We start from the raw sequence: 18,576 nt of genomic DNA on the forward strand, positions 1-18,576 counted from the left end.
GTGGCGCCCTCCGGCTGTCTGAACAATGCGGGCAATCGCGTCCGCTTCAAGGCCCGGGCTGGCTATTGCGGCCGGTCGAATCGCTGCAGCTGCTCGGTAAGACGGGCGAGCTCGGCGCGTTGTTCCGTCCCCAGCTCGGTGCCGGGGCGAGTCAGTTCACGAATTCGCGAGCGGTAGTGCTGGCGCAGGAGCTGGCGGGCGCAGTCCAGCGCCGTCTGCCGGGTGACGGCCACCTCGCCGTCGTCCAGGGCCTGGTGGGCCAGGGCCATCAGGCGCTGGAAGTGGCGTTCCTCGCGGAAGCGTTCCAGCAGCCCGGCGGTATGCCGTTCGGGGTTTTCGTCCAGGGCGGCGAGGAGCTCGCGCAGGGTGGCCGCGGCCACGCCGGGCAGTTCGACGAGCTGGCGGATTTCCGGTTGCGACCAGTCGAGTTCCGGGTGTTGCAGGACACGCGCCAGGAGGGCGCCCCACAGGGCCGGCGGGCTTTCGCCGCCGGGTGCCCGGCTGGCGGTGGGGTTGGCCGGAAGATCGCCCCCCGAACCCGAGGCCGTCGCGCGGGCGGGTTCGGGGGGCTGCTCGGACAAGACCTGTTCCAGGCGCTCGTGGCTCAGATGGGTCTCCTCGGCGATGCGTTCGACCAACTGGTCGCGGAACAGGGGATCGCGCGTGGTGGCGACCAGCTTCATCGCGGCATGCGCGAAGCGGGTGCGGCCTTCGGCGGTGTCGGTCGGGTGCTCCTCGCGCAGCAGCCGGACCAGCGTCTCGGACAGGGGCAGGGCACCGGCCAGCCGTTCCTCCCAGCCGGCGAGGCCGTCACGCAGCACCAGGCTGTCGGGGTCGTCCCCCTCGGGCAGAAACAGCACGCGCACCTCGCGCAGGCCCTGGATCGCGGGCAGGGCCTCGGCCAGTGAGCGCCAGGCCGCGCGGCGCCCGGCGGCGTCGCCGTCGAAGCACAGGGTGATGCGCGAGACCTGGCGGAACAGGCTGTCCAGGTGGGCGCGGGTCAGGGCGGTGCCCATGCAGGCCACCGCTCGGCGAAAACCGGCGCGGGCCAGTCCGACCACGTCCATATAGCCCTCGACCACCACGATGTCATCCAGCCGGGTGCCGGCCTTGCGAGCCTCGAACAGGCCGTAGATGGTCTGTCCCTTGTGGAAGACCTCGCTCTCCGGGCTGTTCAGGTACTTCGGCTCGCCGTCTTCGATCAGGCGCCCGCCGAAGCCGGTAATGCGCCCGCGCCGGTCGCGGATCGGGAACATGATGCGCCCGCGGAAGCGCTCGCGGATGCCGCCGTCGTCGCGGCGCGCGGCGAGCCCGGCATCCACCAGTTGCTGCGGGGTGAAGCGGGGCTTGAGGGCCTCAAGCAGGCCCGAGGGCGGGGCCCAGCCGATCTGGTAGTCGCGGGCGGTCGTGCCGTCGATGCCACGGTTTTTCAGGTATTCGACCGCCTTCGGCGTCTGGCGCAGCTGCTGCACGTAGTAGTCGGCGGCCGCGTTGAGGGCCTCGTACAGCGGGGCGTGGGCCTCGCGTTTGTCGTCCCCTCCGGCCTCGCGCGGGACCTCCAGTCCGGCCTGTTCGGCCAGCTGCTCCACCGCCTCGGGGAAGCTCAGGTTCTCGTACTCCATCAGGAAGCTGATGGCCGTGCCGTGCGCCCCGCAGCCGAAGCAGTGATAGAACTGTTTTTGCGGCGAGACATAGAACGACGGCGTCTTCTCGCCGTGGAACGGACAGCAGGCGGCGAACTCGCGCCCGGCCTTCTTCAGGCTCACGCGGCGCTGGATCACCTCGACGATGTCGCTGCGCTCGAGCAGCTCGTCGATAAATGCCTGTGGAATGAGGCCTGCCATGGGGGTCTGCTGGGGTGCCTGAGCCGTGGGGGTATCCGGATGATACCGGCTGCCGCGGCTTGTGGGTCAGATGTGGTCGGAAACCACGCGTGCGAAGGCCCGAAAATCATCCAGATGCCGGGAGCAGACCGAGTGGGTGATGTCCCAGTTGATGCGTTCGTAGTTGTGCACGGCGATGTTGCGGAAGCCGACCGCCTTCTTGAGTCGCTCGGCCAGGGTCTGCTCGATCACGCCGCCTTCGACGAGGCGGTCGAACGTCTCGCCCATGGTGTTGGGCGGCGGGAGGTCGAGCGAGGTGACCAGGTGTGCCCCGATGTCTACGCATTGCTGCACGGCGCGCGACAAGTTCAGGGCAATGATGTCCTGAGTGTCCGGGTCCCGGGCCAGTTCCTCGGCCGTGGCGGGGCAACGCTGGCTGACCCGGTTAACGCAGTACCGTAGGGTCTCGAGTTTCTGCTCGACTACGCGCGGGTCCACGCGTCTCTCCGCTCGGCCAGGATGCGATTACGGTAGGGCAGGAAATCGGCCTGTTCGATCAGGTGACGGGTCAGGTAGCGCGCGTGGGCCTCATCGCTGCCGAGCATGCGGATACCCCGGGTCATGATCTCGCCCAGCAGGGGCTCGCCTGCCTGCGTCAGGTCCACGAGGTCCACCGGACGCCCGGTGGCCGCGGCCAGCGCATCGACCAGCTCGATGCGTGCCTGTGTGCCCAGCGGCGATCCGGCGCTGACGGCGAGGTCGAGGTCGCTGTCGAACCGTGCGCCGCTGCGAGCCAGCGATCCGAACAGGATGGCCAGCTCCAGTTCCGGATGTTGTTCCAGCGTGCGCCGGATATCCGCAATTTCGGCTCTCGTTTCCATGGCCTCGAGTCTAGCAGGAGTATCGGCTTGCCCGACGGTTCTCCAAACGCCTCGGTTCCGCACTGAGACGGGCCAAAACAAAACGGGCCCCGTGAGGGGCCCGCGTCGTCGTGCCGCCGGGTGGCGGGTCAGGCGGCCTGGCGCAGGTTGGCCAGCAGGCCCCGGAGTTCGGAGGCCTTGGGCTTCACCAGCCAGAACGAGCCCTGGTAGTCGTCGAAACGTTCCAGGATCTCGCGGCCCCAGGCGCTGTCCGTCTCGTGCACGAACTCGGTGATGAGTTCCTCGAGATAGTTGCGGTGCGCCTCCATGTCCTCGGTGTCGAGGCGGTGCAGGTCGATCAGCTCGTTGTTGATGCGGTCCGGGAAGTCGTTCTCCCGGTCCAGCACGAACGCGAAGCCGCCGGTCATGCCCGCGCCGAAGTTGATGCCGGTGTTGCCCAGCACCACCATCACGCCGCCGGTCATGTACTCGCAGCCGTGGTCGCCGATGCCTTCCACCACGGCGATCGCGCCGGAGTTGCGCACCCCGAAGCGTTCGCCGCACTGGCCGGCGGCGAACAGCTTGCCGCCGGTCGCGCCATACAGGCAGGTGTTGCCCATGATGGTGGTGTCCTGGCTGGCGAAGCCCGAGCCTTCCGGCGGGCGGATCACCAGCTTGCCGCCGGTCATGCCCTTGCCGACGTAGTCGTTGGCATCGCCTTCCAGGTACAGGTGCAGGCCGCCGGCGTTCCAGACGCCGAAGCTCTGCCCGGCCGTGCCCCTCATACGCACGGTGATCGGGGCATCGGACATGCCCTGGTTGCCGTGGCGCTTGGCGATCTCGCCGGACAGGCGCGCGCCGATCGAGCGGTCGGTGTTGGCAACGTCGAAACGGTACTCGCCACCGGCCTTGTTCTCGATCGCCTCGAGCATCTCGGCGACCATCTTCTCGGCCAGCTCGCCCTTGTCGAACGGCTCGTTCTTCGGCTCCTTGCAGAAGCGTGGCTTGTCGGCGAGGTCGCCGCTGGCCAGCAGGCCGTTCAGGTCCAGGTGCTGCTGCTTCGGCGTCTCGCCCGGCAGGATCTCCAGCAGATCGGTACGGCCGATCAGATCCGTCAGGCTGCGCACGCCCAGCTTCGCCATCCACTCGCGGGTCTCGCGGGCGACAAACTGGAAGTAGTGCATGACCATCTCGGGCAGGCCGATGAAGTGGTTCATGCGCAGCACCTTGTCCTGCGTGGCGACACCCGTTGCGCAGTTGTTCAGGTGGCAGATCCGCAGGTACTTGCAGCCCAGCGCGACCATCGGGCCGGTGCCGAAGCCGAAGCTCTCCGCACCCAGGATCGCCGCCTTGATCACGTCGAGGCCGGTCTTCAGGCCGCCGTCGGTCTGCAGCCGCACCTTGTCGCGCAGGTCGTTGCCGCGCAGGGTCGCGTGGGTCTCGGTCAGGCCCAGCTCCCACGGGGTGCCGGCGTACTTCACCGAGGTCAGCGGGCTGGCGCCGGTGCCGCCGTCGTAACCGGAGATGGTGATCAGGTCGGCGTAGGCCTTGGCCACGCCGGCGGCGATCGTGCCAACCCCGGCCTCGGAGACCAGCTTCACCGAGACCAGCGCATCCGGATTGACCTGCTTGAGGTCGAAGATCAGCTGCGCCAGGTCCTCGATGGAGTAAATGTCGTGGTGCGGCGGCGGCGAGATCAGGGCCACGCCCGGATTCGAGTAGCGCAGCTCCGCGATCATCTTGTTGACCTTGTGGCCCGGCAGCTGGCCGCCCTCGCCGGGCTTCGCGCCCTGGGCAACCTTGATCTGCAGCACCTCGGCGTTGACCAGGTAGTGCGGGGTCACGCCGAAGCGGCCGGAGGCCACCTGCTTGATCTTGGACATGCGCTCGGTGCCGTAGCGGGAGACGGCCTCGCCGCCCTCGCCGGAGTTGGAGCGCCCGCCGAGGCGGTTCATCGCGGTGGCCAGGGCCTCGTGGGCCTCCGGCGACAGCGCGCCCAGGCTCATGCCAGCGGAGTCGAAGCGCGGCAGGATCTCGGCCTCGGGCTCGACCTCGTCCAGCGCGATCGGCTCGATGTCGTCGCGGACCTTCAGCAGGTCGCGCAGCACGGTCACCGGGCGTTCGTTCACCAGGTCTGCATATTCCTGGTACACGCCGTAGTCGCCGGACTGCACGGCGCGGTGCAGGGTCTGGATCACGTCCGGGTTGTAGGCGTGGTACTCGCCACCGTGGACGTACTTCAGCAGGCCGCCCTGGCCGGCGCTCTTGCGCGGGTTCCAGGCGCGCTTGGACAGCGTCTCCAGGTCCGCCTCGATATCGGCGAAGCGGGTGCCCTTGATGCGGCTGGTGGTGCCGGTGAAGCAGGTGTCCACGACCTCGTCGGCCAGGCCGACGATCTCGAACAGCTGCGCGCCGCGGTAGCTGGCGATGGTGGAGATGCCCATCTTGGACAGGATTTTGAACAGCCCCTTGTTGATGCCGCGGCGGTAGTTCTGCGCCAGGGTCAGCGGGTCGGCGTTCGGGATCTCGCCGGACTGGCACATGCCGTGCAACGCGGAGTAGGCCAGGTACGGGTAGATCGCGGTCGCGCCGTAGCCGAGCAGCACCGCGAAGTGGTGCGGGTCGCGCACGGTCGCGGTCTCGGCGACGATGTTGGCGTCGGTGCGCAGCTTGGCGCGGATCAGCGCGTGGTGCACCGCGCCGACGGCCAGCGCGGCCGGGATCGGGCGGCGTTCCGGGTCGATGCCGCGGTCCGAGAGCACCAGCACCACGGCGCCCTCGCGCACGGCCTCGACCGCGCGCTCGGTCAGGGCCTTTACGGCGTCCTCCAGCGAGCCGGAGTGGACGTCGTAGTTCAGGTCCATGCGCTCGACGCGGAAGGCGTCCTCGGTCTGGTTGCACAGCTCGCGGAACTTGGCCTCGGACAGCACCGGGGAGTCGGACACCAGCCGGTGGGCGTGGTCCGGGGTCTCCTCGAACAGGTTCTGCTCGCGGCCGAAGCAGGTCTCCAGCGACATCACGATGCTTTCGCGCAGTGGGTCGATCGCCGGGTTGGTGACCTGGGCGAACTGCTGGCGGAAGTAGTCGAACAGCGAGCGGGTGTGGCGGGAGAGCACCGCAAATGGGGTGTCGTCGCCCATGGAACCGACGGCCTCCTGGCCGGCCTCGGCCAGCACGCGGAGGATCTGGTCGCGTTCCTCGAAGGTCACGTCGAACAGCTTCTCGTAGGTCTCCAGCCGTTCGGGTGGCATCGGTTCGCCGGAGAACAGCTGGTTGTCGTCCAGCTGGCTCTTCAGATGGTGCACCTGCGCGCGCAGCCACTGGCGATAGGGCTGGCGGGTGCGGTTGATGCGGTCGATATCCTCGGGCTGCAGCAGCTCGCCGGACTCGGTGTCCACGGCCAGCATCTGCCCGGGCTTCAGGCGACCCTTGGCGACCACGTCCTCGGGCGCGTAGTCATATACGCCGATCTCCGAGGCCAGGGTGATGTGGCGGTCCTTGGTGATCACGTAGCGCGCCGGGCGCAGGCCGTTACGGTCCAGGGTGCAGGCGGCGTAGCGGCCGTCGGTCAGCACGATCCCGGCCGGGCCGTCCCAGGGTTCCATGTGCATGGAGTTGTATTCGTAGAACGCGCGCAGGTCCGAGTCCATGTGCGCGACGTTCTGCCACGCCGGCGGGACCAGCAGGCGCATCGCGCGGAACAGGTCCATGCCGCCGGCCAGCAGCACCTCCAGCATGTTGTCCAGACTCTGCGAGTCGGAGCCCTCCAGGTTCACCAGCGGTTCCAGTTCGGCCAGTTCCGGCAGCTTCTCGGTGGCGAACTTGTGCTGGCGCGCGACCGCCCAGTTGCGGTTGCCCTGCACGGTGTTGATCTCGCCGTTGTGGGCGAGGAAGCGGAACGGCTGCGCCAGGCCCCACTGCGGGAAGGTGTTGGTGGAGAAGCGCTGGTGGAACACGCAGATCGCGGTCTCCAGCTCCGGGCGCTGCAGGTCGCGGTAGAACACCGGCAGGTTTTCCGGCATCACCAGGCCCTTGTAGGAGACCACGCGCGCGGACAGGCTCGGCACGTAGAACACCGGGTCGTCGCCCATCGCGATCTCGGCGCGGCGGCGTACCACAAACAGGGCGCGCTCGAAGTCATCGCCGTCCATGTCGGCCGGGGCGTTGATGAACACCTGCAGGATGTGCGGCTGGCTCTTCAGGGCCTCGGCACCACAGGCGTCTTCCGGGTTGACCGGGACCTCGCGCCAGCCGGCAAGCGTAAGCGGGCCGCGCTCGATCGCGTTCTCCACGGCGGCACGCGTCTCGGCGATCTTTTCCGGGTTGATGAACACGATACCGGCGGCGAAGCGCTCGGCCAGCTCGATGTTCGACTCCGAGGCCAGGGTGCGCAGGAAGGCCTCGGGGGCCTTCATCAGCAGCCCGCAACCATCGCCGGTCTTGCCGTCCGCGGCGATCGCGCCGCGGTGGGTCATGCGTTCCAGTGCCTTGATTGCCGTGTCCACCACCCAGTGGCTGGCGACGCCGTCCATGTGCGCAATGAGGCCGAAGCCGCAGTTGTCGCGCTCGAATTCGGGGCGGTAGAGGGTGCCGTTCAGTTGGTTCTGTCGCATCGGTGAACTCCGGTCGCAGCGCGCAGGGCCTTGCGCGGGCGCGGTACGTGGGTCAGGGCCGTCCCTGGGAACAAGAACACGAAAAAAGGCGCAGGAATATAGCGAACCGCCATTCTCCCGGCAAACCGGGCCCGGTCAAAAAGACACGACACCCGCGCAGGTAAAGCCCGGCAGGGCTGTTCACCACGAAGCTCACGAAGGCACGAAGTAGGTCAACTTCAAAAGCGTTTTGCACCACAGAGGACACGGAGTGCTCGGAGCAATTCAAGGTGGAAGGGCAAAACACATCGCCCCCGCTTTGGCCCACCGACCATGAAAAGACTTTGCATTTCTCTGTGTGCCCTGTGCCCTGTGCCCTGTGCCCTGTGCCCTGTGCCCTCTGTGGTGAAAAGCTCTTGACCTTCTTCGTGCCTTCGTGTGCTTCGTGGTGCACAAACAGAGCGGGAGCTAGTCGCGGACGGCGTTCTGGACGGAGCCGATGGAGCGGATCCAGGGCTCGTCGTTGCGCACTGCGGCCGGCAGGTCCTCGGCGGCGCGCTGGGCGGCCGCCCGGTCGGAGAAGACTCCGGCCAGGATGACCACGAAGTCGCGGTTGTTGACCCGGGTCGGGATGTAGCGGATGGCACCCAGATCGTGCTGGTCCGCGTATGCGCGTGCGGCCTCCATGTTCGGCGCGGCCAGCAGCTGGATGGTCGTGGCGCTGCCGTCCTGGTTGTTCAGCCAGTCGCGGTCACTGGCCAGACGCGCGGCGTCGGCGTCGTCCACGGCCGGTGCTTCGGCGGCGGGTTCCGGCTCGGGTTCCGGTTCCGGCTCTGGCGCCGGTTCCGGTGCGGGCTCGGGGGTTGGCTCCGGCTCGGGTGCTGGCTCCGGCTCCGGAGCGGGTTCTGCGTCACCGGCTTCTGCGGTGGGTTCAGGTTCGGGTTCGGGTGCTTCTGCGGCCGGTTCCGGGGAGTCGGTCCCGGGCGCGGACGGTTCGGCCGCGGCCGGCGGGGGCAGATCCAGCGGGTCGGCCACGGCGATCTCGTCATCGTGCGCGGGCGCCGGCTCGGGCCTGGGTTCGGGCTCGGCCTCGGTGACGCGCGGTTCGGGCAGGGGCAGCTCGATGATCTCGCTGTCGGCGGGCGCGGGCTCGCCCTCCAGCAGTTGCCAGGCGACCGGTGCGGCGATCCCCAGTGCCACGGTGATGGCGACGGCGGGTACGAACCAGCGCTGGTTCCAGAACGCGGCGTTTTCCGGTGCCGGGGGCTCGGGGATACGGTCGTCGGCCGCAATGCTGCCCGGCTCGCTCGCGGAGCTCTCCGGGGCGGGAGGCTCGGCGGTGGAGGCGGACAGGGCTTCGGCCGCGGGCGTGAAGTCCTCGTCGTCGCGGCTCGCCCGGAGGCTCGGTTCCGGTTCCGGGGCGGGCTCGGGGGTCGGCTCGGGCTCCCTGCGAGCGGCGTGAAAGGCCGGTTCTTCTGTGTCCGGTTCCGGGTCGGGGGTATCGACCTCGGCGGCGTCCCCTGCGGCCACGCCGGGCGCGGCACTGCCGGTGGTCGCCGCGGCGCCGGCCCGGCGCTCGCTGCGGCACTGGCGTTCGAGAAAGCTGTTGGCCTCGCGGTTGAGGTTGCCCGGCAGGCCCTGGCTGGTGGTCTGCAGGTGGGCAATGGCGTCCGCGTCCAGCAGGCGGTCGGGGTCGGTCAGGCCCGCCGCCTGCAGGCGATGGCGCAGGTAGGCCGCGGTCTGTTCCAGGTTGAAGGCGCGCAGGCTGACCCGGGTGACCTGATCCTCGTCGGAGGGGTCGGGCAGGTACAGGCGGCGGCGCAGCAGGCCGCCGGACCCCACCAGGATGATGCGCGGGGCGCGGCCGTGTTTGGCGAGGACCTCGCTGCGCATCCGCATCAGATTGTTGACGATGTCGGTCCCCACCAGGTGGGCGTCGTCCATAGCAATGACAGGGTCGACGCCGTCGGCGACGCGGTCGGCCAGCAGTTCGGTCAGGGGGCGGTCGGGGTCGTCCGCGTTCTGCGAGCGCAGGTAGTTGCGAATGGTGTTGTCCACCGATTCGAACTGGGTATTGATCCGTGCGCGGAAGGCAATCAGCTCGAACGGGTCGGGCAGCATGGCCAGCAGCCGCATCAGCTGCAGGCTGCGTCCGGAGCCGTTCTCCCCGGTCATCAGGACGACCGCCCCGGGGCCGTTCAGAGCAGCCCGTGCCGATTCCAGCTGGCCGTCCAGCAGCGGGTCGCTGTAGATGAAGGTCTCGTCGGGGGCGTCGTCAAACGGCGGCGCGTGCAGGCCGAGTTGTTCCAGGCATTGTTCGGAAAGCGCCATCGGATTCGGTCTCAGGTCAGCGTGCCCAGGTCGAACAGGCGGTGGTGTTCGCGGATGGCGTGGCGGTCGGTCATGCCGGCGATGTAGTCGGCGATGGCGCGTTGCAGGGCGTGCGGATCATGCGCGGCGATTGCGTCCGCGTGGCGCTGGAAGTTCTCGGGCATCAAGCGGGGCTCGGACTCGAACGCGGCGAACAGGTCGTGGATCAGCTGACGTGCCTTGTGCATGACCCCGTGGACCTGATGGTGATGGTAGAGGTTCTCGCGCAGGAAGCCCTTGAGTTCACGCGCCTGCTCGGCCACCTCCGGGCTGAAGCGGATCAGGGCCTCCCCGGCGCGGCGGACGTCATCGGCGGACTGCGGGCGGTGGCGGTCGATGGCCGCCTGGCTGCTCCCGATCAGGTCGCTGACCAGGGTGTCGATCATGCGGCGCACGGTCTCGTGCTGGGTTCGTCGTGGATCCAGATCCGGATAGCGGGCCTGGACCTTCTCGCGGCAGTCGCGGAACAGGGTGACCTCGGCGAGGCGGTCCATGGTGAGCAGGCCGGAGCGAAGGCCGTCGTCGACGTCGTGATTGTTGTAGGCGATCTCGTCGGCCACGTTGGCGAGCTGGGCCTCCAGGCTCGGCTGTTCCTTCTGCAGGAAGCGCACCCCGACCTCGCCCAGCTGGCGGGCCTTTTCGGGCGAGCAGTGCTTGAGGATGCCCTCGCGCGTCTCGAAGGTCAGGTTGAGGCCGTCGAACTCGGCGTAGTGGCGCTCCAGCAGATCGACGATGCGCAGGGACTGCAGGTTGTGCTCGAAGCCGCCGCGCTCGCGCATGCAGGCATTCAGGGCGTGCTGCCCGGCGTGCCCGAACGGCGTGTGGCCGAGGTCATGCGCCAGGGCGATGGCTTCGACCAGGTCCTCGTTCAGTTGCAGGGCGCGCGCGATCGAGCGCCCGATCTGCGCGACCTCCAGCGAGTGGGTCAGACGGTTGCGGAACAGGTCGCCCTCGTGGCTGATGAAGACTTGGGTCTTGTACTCCAGGCGGCGAAAGGCGCTGGAGTGCACGATGCGATCGCGATCGCGCTGGAAGTCGCTGCGGTGGCGGGGGGCGGGCTCCGTCTGGGCGCGCCCGCGCGAGTGCGCGGGATCGCAGGCCCAGGGTGCCAGTCCCGGTGTGAGGCTGCCGGGCGTGGTCATGGCCTCAGGCGACACGGGCATGCTCGCGCAGGGTATGGTCCAGGGCCGCCGGATCGAATGCGTCGGTCAGCACGGCCTCGCCAATGCCGCGCAGCAGGACCAGCCGCAGGCGGCCACTGGCGACCTTCTTGTCGATGGCCATCAATTCGCGGAAGCGCTCCGGGGTGACCTCGGCCGGGGGCTCCAGGGCCAGGCCGGCGCGTCGGATCAGGGCCTCCGCGCGTTCGCGGCCGGCGCGGTCCAGCCAGCCCATGCGCTCCGACATGCGTGCGGCCATGGCCATGCCGGTGCCGACGGCCTCGCCGTGCAGCCAGGCGCCATAGCCCATGCCGGCCTCGATCGCGTGGCCAAAGGTATGGCCCAGGTTCAGCAGGGCGCGGATGCCGCCCTCGCGCTCGTCGGCGGCGACGATCTCGGCCTTGCAGGCGCAGGAACGGCGAATGGCGTAGGCCAGCGCCTCCGGGTCCAGCGCGCCGAGGGCGTCGATGTGCTCCTCCAGCCAGGCGAAGAAGTCGGCGTCGCGGATCAGGCCGTACTTGATGACCTCGGCCAGGCCGGCCTGCAGCTCGCGCCGGGGCAGGGTCTTCAGGGTGTCGGTGTCGATCACGACCGCGCGCGGTTGGTGGAAGGCGCCGATCATGTTCTTGCCCAGCGGGTGGTTGACCCCGGTCTTGCCGCCCACGGAGGAGTCGACCTGAGCGAGCAGGGTGGTTGGCACCTGCACAAAGTCGATGCCGCGCTGATAGATGGCGGCGGCAAACCCGGCGATGTCGCCGACGACGCCTCCGCCGAGGGCGACAATCCGGCTGCCCCGGTCCAGGCGAGCCTCCAGCAGCCGGGTCAGGATGCTCTCCACCGTGGCCAGGGTCTTGTGCTGTTCGCCGTCGGGCAGTTCGATCCACAACGGCTCGCCGTCAAGGTCGCAGGCCGCGAGGCTGCGGCGCAGGGCGTCGCCGTACAGGGGGCCCACGGTGGTGTTGGTCACCACCGCGACGCGCCGGCCCGCCAGCGCCGGGCGCAGGTGTTCCGGGGCGGCCAGCATGCCCGGCCCGATGTGGATCGGGTAGGCGCGCTCGCCCAGTTCGACATTGAGGCTTTCCATGGGCGCCATCATAGCGTGCGGGCCGATGGTGGCGTAAGCCGGGCATGCGCCGTGCTGCGGATCGCTTCACGGACTTTTGCAATTGGTGCGGGTTGGATTACCATAGGGAGTTCTGCATGGTCGCCCGGAGTGTTGGCGGCCGGTTTTGTTGTTTTTGATCGAAAAGATCCAGCATCCGTTTCGGAGATTGTATGCCGCACGTACGAGTTCGTGAGAATGAGCCCTTCGAGGTCGCCCTGCGCCGTTTCAAGCGCACCTGCGAGAAGGCCGGTGTGGTCGCGGAAGTCCGCCGCCGCGAGTACTACGAAAAGCCGACCACCGAACGCAAGCGTAAGGCCGCGGCCGCGGTGAAGCGCCAGTTGAAGAAGAACTCCCGCGACATGACCCGCCGGGTGCGCCTGTACTGAACCCCTGTCCGGGTAGCTGCCCGGACCCGAGGACCCGACCATGTCGCTCAAGGCCCGGTTGCAGGATGACGTGAAGCAGGCCATGCGGGCCCGGGAGAAGGACCGCCTGGCGGCATTGCGCATGATTCAGGCCGAGGTGTCGCAGTTCGAGGTCGACGAGCGGCGCGAGGCCGACGACGACACCGTTCTGGCAATCCTCAATCGCATGCTCAAGCAGCGGCGCGACTCCATTGATCAGTACCAGAAGGGTGGTCGCGAGGATCTCGCCGCGCGCGAGGCCGCCGAGATCGCCATCATCGAGGAATACATGCCGGAGCCGCTGGATGCGGCGGCCCTCGATCAGCTGGTGCAGGAGGCGATCGCCGAGACCGGCGCCGCAGCCCCCGGCGACATGGGCAAGGTGATGGGCGTACTCAAGCCCCGGGTCTTCGGTCGTGCCGACATGGGTCAGGTGAGCCAGAAGGTCCGGTCCGCACTGGGGCATTCTTGACCGTTACGCTCGTTTGAGCGAAACGGACCATTCCTGAACGCATGAACGGTTGAACCCCGTGGCGTCATGCCGCCGGTTCCCGTCGGAGCGAGTGATCCATGGCTTCCAATCCGATGCAGTTCCTGGACCTGCCGCGCCAGGACCCTCAGAAGACCCCCGCCGAGATTCGTATCCACGAGTTCGGCGAGATCATTGGTCAGTTCGACCCGGCGACCGCGGGGCAGCAGGCGGGCCGCTGTCTGGCTTGCGGCAATCCCTATTGCGAATGGAAATGCCCGGTCCACAACTTCATCCCCAACTGGCTGAAGCTGGTGGAGGAAGGCAACCTGTTTGCCGCGGCCGAGCTCTCGCACAAGACCAACTCCCTGCCCGAGGTCTGCGGCCGCGTGTGCCCGCAGGACCGTCTTTGCGAGGGCGCCTGCACCCTGAATGACGGCTTCGGCGCGGTCACCATCGGCTCGGTCGAGAAGTACATCACCGACGAGGCATTGAAGGCCGGCTGGCGCCCGGATCTCTCTGACGTCACCGCGACCGGCAAGCGGGTCGCGGTGATTGGCGCCGGCCCCGCGGGGCTGGGCTGCGCCGATATCCTGGCGCGTAACGGCGTGCAGGCGGTGGTGTATGACCGTTATCCGGAGATCGGCGGCCTGCTGACCTTCGGCATCCCGCCGTTCAAGCTGGAAAAGCACGTCATCCGCACCCGCCGCGAGATCCTCGAGGGCATGGGGGTCGAGTTCCGGCTGAATACCGAGATCGGCCGCGACATCGCGATGGACGCCCTGCTGGAGGAATACGATGCCGTGTTCCTCGGCATGGGCACCTACACGGCGATGCAGGGCGGCTTTCCCGGCGAGGACCTGCCGGGCGTGTATCCGGCCCTGCCGTTCCTGATCTCCAACATCCGCCAGGTGATGAACTGGCCGCAGGAAGAGGGCGGCGAGTTCATCGACATGGCCGGGCAGCGCGTGGTCGTGCTGGGCGGCGGCGATACCGCGATGGACTGCAACCGCACCTCGATTCGCCAGGGCGCCGCCTCGGTGACCTGCGCCTACCGGCGCGACGAAGAGAACATGCCCGGCTCGCGCAAGGAAGTGGTGCATGCGCGCGAAGAGGGCGTGCACTTCGAATTCAACGTGCAGCCGGTGGAGATCGTCGGCGACGGCAAGGTGGAGGGCGTAAAGGTCGTGAGCACCCAGATGGGTGCCCCGGACGAACGCGGCCGCCGCCGTCCCGAACCGGTCCCCGGCTCCGAGCACGTGATCCCGGCCGACCGGGTGCTGATCGCCTTCGGCTTTCGTCCGTCGCCCTCCGACTGGTTTGCCGACTACAAGATCGGTATCGACGAGGGCGGGCGCGTGCAGACCGCGGGCGAGCATGCCTTCCAGACCGGCAACCCGAAGGTGTTTGCCGGCGGCGACATGGTGCGCGGCTCCGACCTGGTGGTCACCGCCGTCTTCGAGGGCCGCGAGGCCGCCGAAGGCATCCTCGAATACCTCGGCGTCTGAGCCTTTCGATGTCCAATAGCCTGAAAAACGATCGTCTCCTGCGGGCCCAGTTGCGCGAGCCGGTGGACCGTCCGCCGATCTGGATCATGCGCCAGGCCGGTCGCTATCTGCCGGAATACCGCGAGACCCGTGCGCAGGCCGGCAGCTTCATGAGCCTTTGCCAGAACCCGGAGCTGGCCTGCGAAGTCACCATGCAGCCGCTGCGCCGGTTCCCGCTGGACGCCGCGATCCTGTTCTCCGACATCCTGACCATTCCGGATGCGATGGGGCTGGGGCTGTACTTCGAGACCGGCGAGGGCCCGCGATTCCGCGAGCCGGTCCGCACGCTGGAGGCGATCGAGAACCTCCCGGTGCCCGATCCGGAGCAGGAACTGCGCTACGTGATGGATGCGGTGCGCCTGATCCGCCGCGAGCTGGACGGGCAGGTGCCGCTGATCGGCTTCGCCGGCAGCCCGTGGACCCTGGCGACCTATATGGTCGAGGGCCAGGGCTCGCGCGACTTCGCCGAGACCAAGCGTCTGATGTACGGCGAGCCGCAGGCGATGCACGCCCTGCTGCAGAAGGTGGCCACTGCGGTCACCGACTACCTCAACGCGCAGATCCGCGCCGGCGCCCAGTCGGTGATGATCTTCGACACCTGGGGCGGTTCCCTGACCCCGCGCGCCTATCGCGAGTTTTCGCTGGCCTACATGCAGCGCATCGTCGATGGCCTGATCCGAGAGAACGACGGTCGCCGTGTGCCGGTGACGCTGTTCACCAAGGGCGGCGGTGCCTGGCTGGAGACGATGGCCGATACCGGGGCGGATGCCCTGGGCCTGGACTGGACCATCGAGATCGGCGAGGCCAGCCGGCGGGTCGGCGACCGCGTCGCGTTGCAGGGCAATCTCGACCCGTCGGTGCTCTACGCGCCGGAGGCCGTGGTGCGCGAGGAGACGCGGCGGGTGCTGGACGGCTTCGATCGCGATACCGGCCACGTCTTCAACCTGGGTCATGGCGTCCACCCGGGGATCGACCCCGAGCGCGTTGCCGCGATGGTGGATACGGTCACGAACTACGGCCGATAGCGGCATCCGGCTCGCGGCGGCCCGGACGGGCCGGGACATTCCACGAACTGCGCTTTGCGCTGGCGGCGCCTGCTCTTGAGGCCCCGCTCAGTCCGCCGGTGCCGGCGCTTCTTCGGCGTCGGCCTCTGCTAGCAGCCTTTCTACCTCCGCGCGCGTGGCCCGGGGCATCGGTCGCCCGTCCACCGGGGAGGGGGGCGACTGGCGCAACCCGTCCAGCGGGAAGACCGTCAGTTCCACGTCGGTGTCGTCGGGTCCGCGAAAGGCGAGGAAGGGAATGCGCTGCTCGCGGCCCTGACGGCTGCGATAGCGGCGTTCCCCGGTCTCGCACTGGATACCCCGTTCACCCAGTTCCAGGATCACCTCCTCCACGGTCTCGGCAAAACCATGCAGATTGAGCAGGGGCTGGGATTCGACCAGGCCCTGGAGCAGGGGGCCGACCAGGCGCGGCTCGAGATGGCGCAGGCGCTCCATCACGATCAGGGCCGCCGCCAGTCGTTCCCGATAGGCAGCGCGGCTGGCCGGGCTGGCGAACAGCCGGCTGCGCTCGATGGCGGCATCCTGGATCTCCAGATTGCCGGGCATCTCGTGACGGTAGTCTACTCCCAGGTGCTCGGCGGCCTTGCGCTTGGCGAGCGCAAAGTCGCGGATGCCGTCGTCCAGCATGATGCGCGCGGCCTCCTGCGCCAGTTCCTGGCGGATACGCGAAGGGGTGCCCATCAAAACACCAGTTCGGGTTGCTGACTGCCGCTGTCGCCGTCTCCGTTGCTCCCCGGGATCACGTGGCCGCGCTCCGGGATCTGATGGGGCAGTAGCCACTGGTTGCGCGCGCCCGGCGTGTCGTCACTGGGCGCGCGCTGGCCATTCGGCAGGATGGCGACGCGCACGAGGTCGTCGGGGCGCTCCATCGGGCGTTCCGGCTCATCCGCCAGAACGCTCCCCATGAAGCGCGTCCAGATCGGCAGTGCCGCACGTCCGCCGCTCTCGCGCCGGCCCAGTTCGCGATTGTCGTCAAACCCGATCCAGGCGGTCGCGACCAGGTCCGCGTTGAACCCGGCGAACCATGCGTCGCGGTAATCGTTGGTGGTGCCGGTCTTGCCGGCCAGGTCGGAGCGCCCGAGCTCCAGGGCGCGCCGGCCCGTGCCCGAGGTGATGACGCCGCGCAGCATCTCGCCCATCTGCCAGGCGACCCCGGGCTGCAGGACCGGAGTGGGGTCGGTGTACTGCAGGGGCCCGCTGCTCGCGACCAGCGGCAGGTCCTGCCCCTTGGGGCTGGAGCAGGGGGCCGGGCAGGCGCGTTCGGTGGGGGCCTCGTAGAGCACCTCGCCATCCACGGTCTCGATGCGGGTGATGATCCAGGGGCTGTTCAGGCGGCCGCCGCTGGCGAATACCCCATAGGCGTTGTTGAGCTGCAGCGGGGTCAGGGTCCCCGTGCCCAGGACCATGGACAGGTTGTTTGGCTGGGTTTCCAGGTCCAGGCCGAAGCGGGTCAGTTCCAGGTGGACGTTCCCGGTACCCAGGCGGTCCAGCAGCCGGATGGACGCGAGGTTGCGGGAGTTGGCCAGTGCCTCGCGCAGGGTAGTCTCGCCATGGAAACGCCGGGTGTAGTTCTGGGGCCGCCATTCCGCCCCGAGCGCCGGGTCGTTGAAGACCATCGGGGCGTCGATGACGGTCCCTTCGGGGCGGTAGCCCTCGCGCAGGGCGAGGGCGTACACCAGTGGCTTGAAGGCCGAGCCGGGCTGGCGCTGGGCCTGGGTCGTCCGGTCGTAGCGGTTCTCGAAGAAATCGAACCCGCCGGCCAGGGCTGTGATGGCACCGTCCTCCGGGGCCTGCGCGATCACGGCCCCGGTAACCTCCGGCTTCTGCGCCAGGCGCCAGCGCCCGTCGGTGTAGGGGCGGATGCGGATGACGTCGCCGCGGGCGAAATCGGGCGATCCGGCCCATTCGCGGTCCTCCGGCAGGATTGTCTGCTCGCCGATGCGGCCACCGTCGACCCGCAGGGTCCCGTCCTCGTCCAGGCCTAGCACCACTGCGGGAAAAAGCAGGCGTCCGTGGATGCCGATGGCCTTCAGTGCCCGTTCGCGGGCATCGGAATCGTCCAGTGTGGCCTCCGGAATGCGCATCTCCGGACCGCGAAAACCGTGACGTTCGTCATATTCCAGCAATCCTTCCCGCAGGGCCTGATTGGCCGCTTCCTGCTGGCGGGAATCAATCGTGGTGTGCACCTGGAGCCCGCGGCGATAGGCCTCGTCACCCCACAGGTTCACAACCATCTGGCGTGCCATCTCCGCGACCCAGTGGGCGTCGATTTCGGTCGCGGCGGTGTGGCGTTCCGACAGGACCGGGCGCGACACCGCCGTTTCGAAGGCGGCCTCGTCGATGGCGCCGGTCTCCAGCATCCGTCGCAGCACATAGTTGCGGCGGATCTCGGCGCGTTCGGGGCTGGCGACCGGGTTGGTCGTGGAGGGGGCCTTGGGCAGGGCCGCGAGGGTGGCGATCTCGTCCAGTTCCAGATCCTCCAGCGACCGGCCGAAGTAGACCCGCGAGGCGGCCTCGATACCGTAGGCCCGCTGGCCCAGGTAGATCTTGTTCAGATACAGCTCGAGGATCTCGTCCTTGGACATTTCCTGTTCCAGACGGATCGCCAGGAAGATCTCGCGGAGCTTGCGTTCATACGTACGGTCGCGCGTAAGAAAGATGTTGCGCGCCAGCTGCATGGTGATCGTGCTGCCGCCCTGGGTGCGCTGGCCGCCGGTGGAGACGAGGTTCAGCGCGGCCCGGGCCAGGCCCATCACGTCCACGCCGGGATGATCGTAGAAGCGCTCGTCCTCGGCCGCGATAAAGGCGTCGCGAACCTGCTGCGGGATGGCGTCGATCGGCACCGGGATGCGCCGTTCTTCCGCGAACTCGCCCATCAGGCGTCCATCCGCACTGCGTACCTGCAGGGGTGTCTGCAGGCGTACGTCCCGCACGGCGTCCGCCTCGGGGAGGGTGGGCGCATAGTAGATGTACAGGGCCGCCAGGGCGACGGACAGGCCGATACCGGCTGCCAGAATCAGGGCCAGCAGCGCCGAAATAATCTTCAAGACCGGATTCATGACAGCAAAAAAAGTGAGGCCAAGGTGAGAAGTCGCATTCAATGCGACTTGCAACCTCGAAGTCGCGGTGTATATTGTGAACGAGCTAGCATACGTGATTGTAACGCTACCAGTTACTTTCGTTGG

The 18,576-nt window shown here is 68.2% G+C and carries 13 protein-coding genes; 4 read left to right on the forward strand and 9 right to left on the reverse strand.

Translation table 11 applies throughout. The features are described from left to right. Nucleotides 1-62 precede the first annotated feature (62 nt). From dnaG to aroB, 7 genes are all read right to left on the reverse strand, one after another. Nucleotides 63-1,844, reverse strand: a complete 1,782-nt coding sequence (gene dnaG / locus H609_RS0103510) for a DNA primase (RefSeq protein WP_028484334.1) — start codon at nucleotides 1,842-1,844, stop codon at nucleotides 63-65. 66 nt (nucleotides 1,845-1,910) lie between these two features. Continuing rightward, a complete protein-coding gene (locus H609_RS0103515) occupies nucleotides 1,911-2,321 on the reverse strand; it encodes a DUF86 domain-containing protein (protein WP_028484335.1) in 411 nt (136 codons plus the stop codon). Then, nucleotides 2,306-2,704, reverse strand: a complete 399-nt coding sequence (locus tag H609_RS0103520) for a nucleotidyltransferase family protein (RefSeq protein WP_028484336.1) — start codon at nucleotides 2,702-2,704, stop codon at nucleotides 2,306-2,308. Before H609_RS0103520 ends, H609_RS0103515 begins: the two co-directional genes overlap by 16 nt. 128 nt (nucleotides 2,705-2,832) lie before the next feature. After that, nucleotides 2,833-7,296, reverse strand: coding sequence for a glutamate synthase large subunit (gene gltB / locus H609_RS0103525; protein WP_028484337.1), 4,464 nt, complete (start codon nucleotides 7,294-7,296; stop codon nucleotides 2,833-2,835). 447 nt (nucleotides 7,297-7,743) lie between these two features. Continuing rightward, nucleotides 7,744-9,606, reverse strand: coding sequence for an SPOR domain-containing protein (locus tag H609_RS0103530; RefSeq protein ID WP_028484338.1), 1,863 nt, complete (start codon nucleotides 9,604-9,606; stop codon nucleotides 7,744-7,746). Between the two features lie 11 nt (nucleotides 9,607-9,617). Then, a complete protein-coding gene (locus tag H609_RS0103535) occupies nucleotides 9,618-10,787 on the reverse strand; it encodes a deoxyguanosinetriphosphate triphosphohydrolase (protein ID WP_028484339.1) in 1,170 nt (389 codons plus the stop codon). 4 nt (nucleotides 10,788-10,791) lie between these two features. Then, entirely contained in the window at nucleotides 10,792-11,901 is a 1,110-nt protein-coding gene (gene aroB, locus H609_RS0103540; RefSeq protein ID WP_026280674.1) for a 3-dehydroquinate synthase, read from the reverse strand. Nucleotides 11,902-12,080: 179 nt separating this feature from the next. Here aroB and rpsU point away from each other — a divergent pair, with 179 nt between their 5' ends. The 4 genes from rpsU (at nucleotide 12,081) to hemE (ending at nucleotide 15,355) form a co-directional block, all read left to right on the forward strand. Continuing rightward, the gene (gene rpsU, locus H609_RS0103545) at nucleotides 12,081-12,296 is read left to right on the forward strand and encodes a 30S ribosomal protein S21 (protein WP_012981683.1); all 216 of its coding nucleotides are present in this window, start codon (nucleotides 12,081-12,083) and stop codon (nucleotides 12,294-12,296) included. Between the two features lie 40 nt (nucleotides 12,297-12,336). Further along, nucleotides 12,337-12,786: a GatB/YqeY domain-containing protein gene (locus tag H609_RS0103550; RefSeq protein WP_018881419.1), complete on the forward strand. Its 450-nt coding sequence runs from the start codon at nucleotides 12,337-12,339 to the stop codon at nucleotides 12,784-12,786. A gap of 98 nt (nucleotides 12,787-12,884) precedes the next feature. Continuing rightward, nucleotides 12,885-14,291, forward strand: coding sequence for an FAD-dependent oxidoreductase (locus H609_RS0103555; RefSeq protein WP_028484340.1), 1,407 nt, complete (start codon nucleotides 12,885-12,887; stop codon nucleotides 14,289-14,291). 8 nt (nucleotides 14,292-14,299) lie between these two features. Then, nucleotides 14,300-15,355 carry a uroporphyrinogen decarboxylase gene (hemE, locus tag H609_RS0103560; RefSeq protein WP_019583679.1) on the forward strand — a complete coding sequence of 352 codons (1,056 nt, stop codon included), beginning with the start codon at nucleotides 14,300-14,302 and terminating at the stop codon, nucleotides 15,353-15,355. A gap of 87 nt (nucleotides 15,356-15,442) precedes the next feature. On the opposite strand, the gene H609_RS0103565 is transcribed toward hemE, so the two are convergent. Together H609_RS0103565 and H609_RS0103570 are read right to left on the reverse strand one after the other, a co-directional pair. Further along, nucleotides 15,443-16,072, reverse strand: a complete 630-nt coding sequence (locus H609_RS0103565) for a hypothetical protein (RefSeq protein WP_019583680.1) — start codon at nucleotides 16,070-16,072, stop codon at nucleotides 15,443-15,445. Beyond that, nucleotides 16,072-18,450, reverse strand: coding sequence for a penicillin-binding protein 1A (locus H609_RS0103570; protein WP_026332052.1), 2,379 nt, complete (start codon nucleotides 18,448-18,450; stop codon nucleotides 16,072-16,074). The genes H609_RS0103565 and H609_RS0103570 overlap by 1 nt, the downstream gene beginning before the upstream one ends. Nucleotides 18,451-18,576: the final 126 nt, after the last annotated feature.

The organism is Thioalkalivibrio sp. ALE17 (assembly GCF_000425605.1).
Taxonomy (GTDB): Bacteria; Pseudomonadota; Gammaproteobacteria; order Ectothiorhodospirales; family Ectothiorhodospiraceae; genus Thioalkalivibrio.

Bases quoted from the DNA above. Each gene is read 5' to 3' on its own strand.
- dnaG (WP_028484334.1), bottom strand. From the start codon at position 1,844: ATGGCAGGCCTCATTCCACAGGCATTTATCGACGAGCTGCTCGAGCGC.
- H609_RS0103520 (WP_028484336.1), bottom strand. From the start codon at position 2,704: ATGGAAACGAGAGCCGAAATTGCGGATATCCGGCGCACGCTGGAACAA.
- gltB (WP_028484337.1), bottom strand. From the start codon at position 7,296: ATGCGACAGAACCAACTGAACGGCACCCTCTACCGCCCCGAATTCGAG.
- H609_RS0103530 (WP_028484338.1), bottom strand. From the start codon at position 9,606: ATGGCGCTTTCCGAACAATGCCTGGAACAACTCGGCCTGCACGCGCCG.
- H609_RS0103535 (WP_028484339.1), bottom strand. From the start codon at position 10,787: ATGACCACGCCCGGCAGCCTCACACCGGGACTGGCACCCTGGGCCTGC.
- aroB (WP_026280674.1), bottom strand. From the start codon at position 11,901: ATGATGGCGCCCATGGAAAGCCTCAATGTCGAACTGGGCGAGCGCGCC.
- rpsU (WP_012981683.1), top strand. From the start codon at position 12,081: ATGCCGCACGTACGAGTTCGTGAGAATGAGCCCTTCGAGGTCGCCCTG.
- H609_RS0103550 (WP_018881419.1), top strand. From the start codon at position 12,337: ATGTCGCTCAAGGCCCGGTTGCAGGATGACGTGAAGCAGGCCATGCGG.
- H609_RS0103555 (WP_028484340.1), top strand. From the start codon at position 12,885: ATGGCTTCCAATCCGATGCAGTTCCTGGACCTGCCGCGCCAGGACCCT.
- hemE (WP_019583679.1), top strand. From the start codon at position 14,300: ATGTCCAATAGCCTGAAAAACGATCGTCTCCTGCGGGCCCAGTTGCGC.
- H609_RS0103565 (WP_019583680.1), bottom strand. From the start codon at position 16,072: ATGGGCACCCCTTCGCGTATCCGCCAGGAACTGGCGCAGGAGGCCGCG.
- H609_RS0103570 (WP_026332052.1), bottom strand. From the start codon at position 18,450: ATGAATCCGGTCTTGAAGATTATTTCGGCGCTGCTGGCCCTGATTCTG.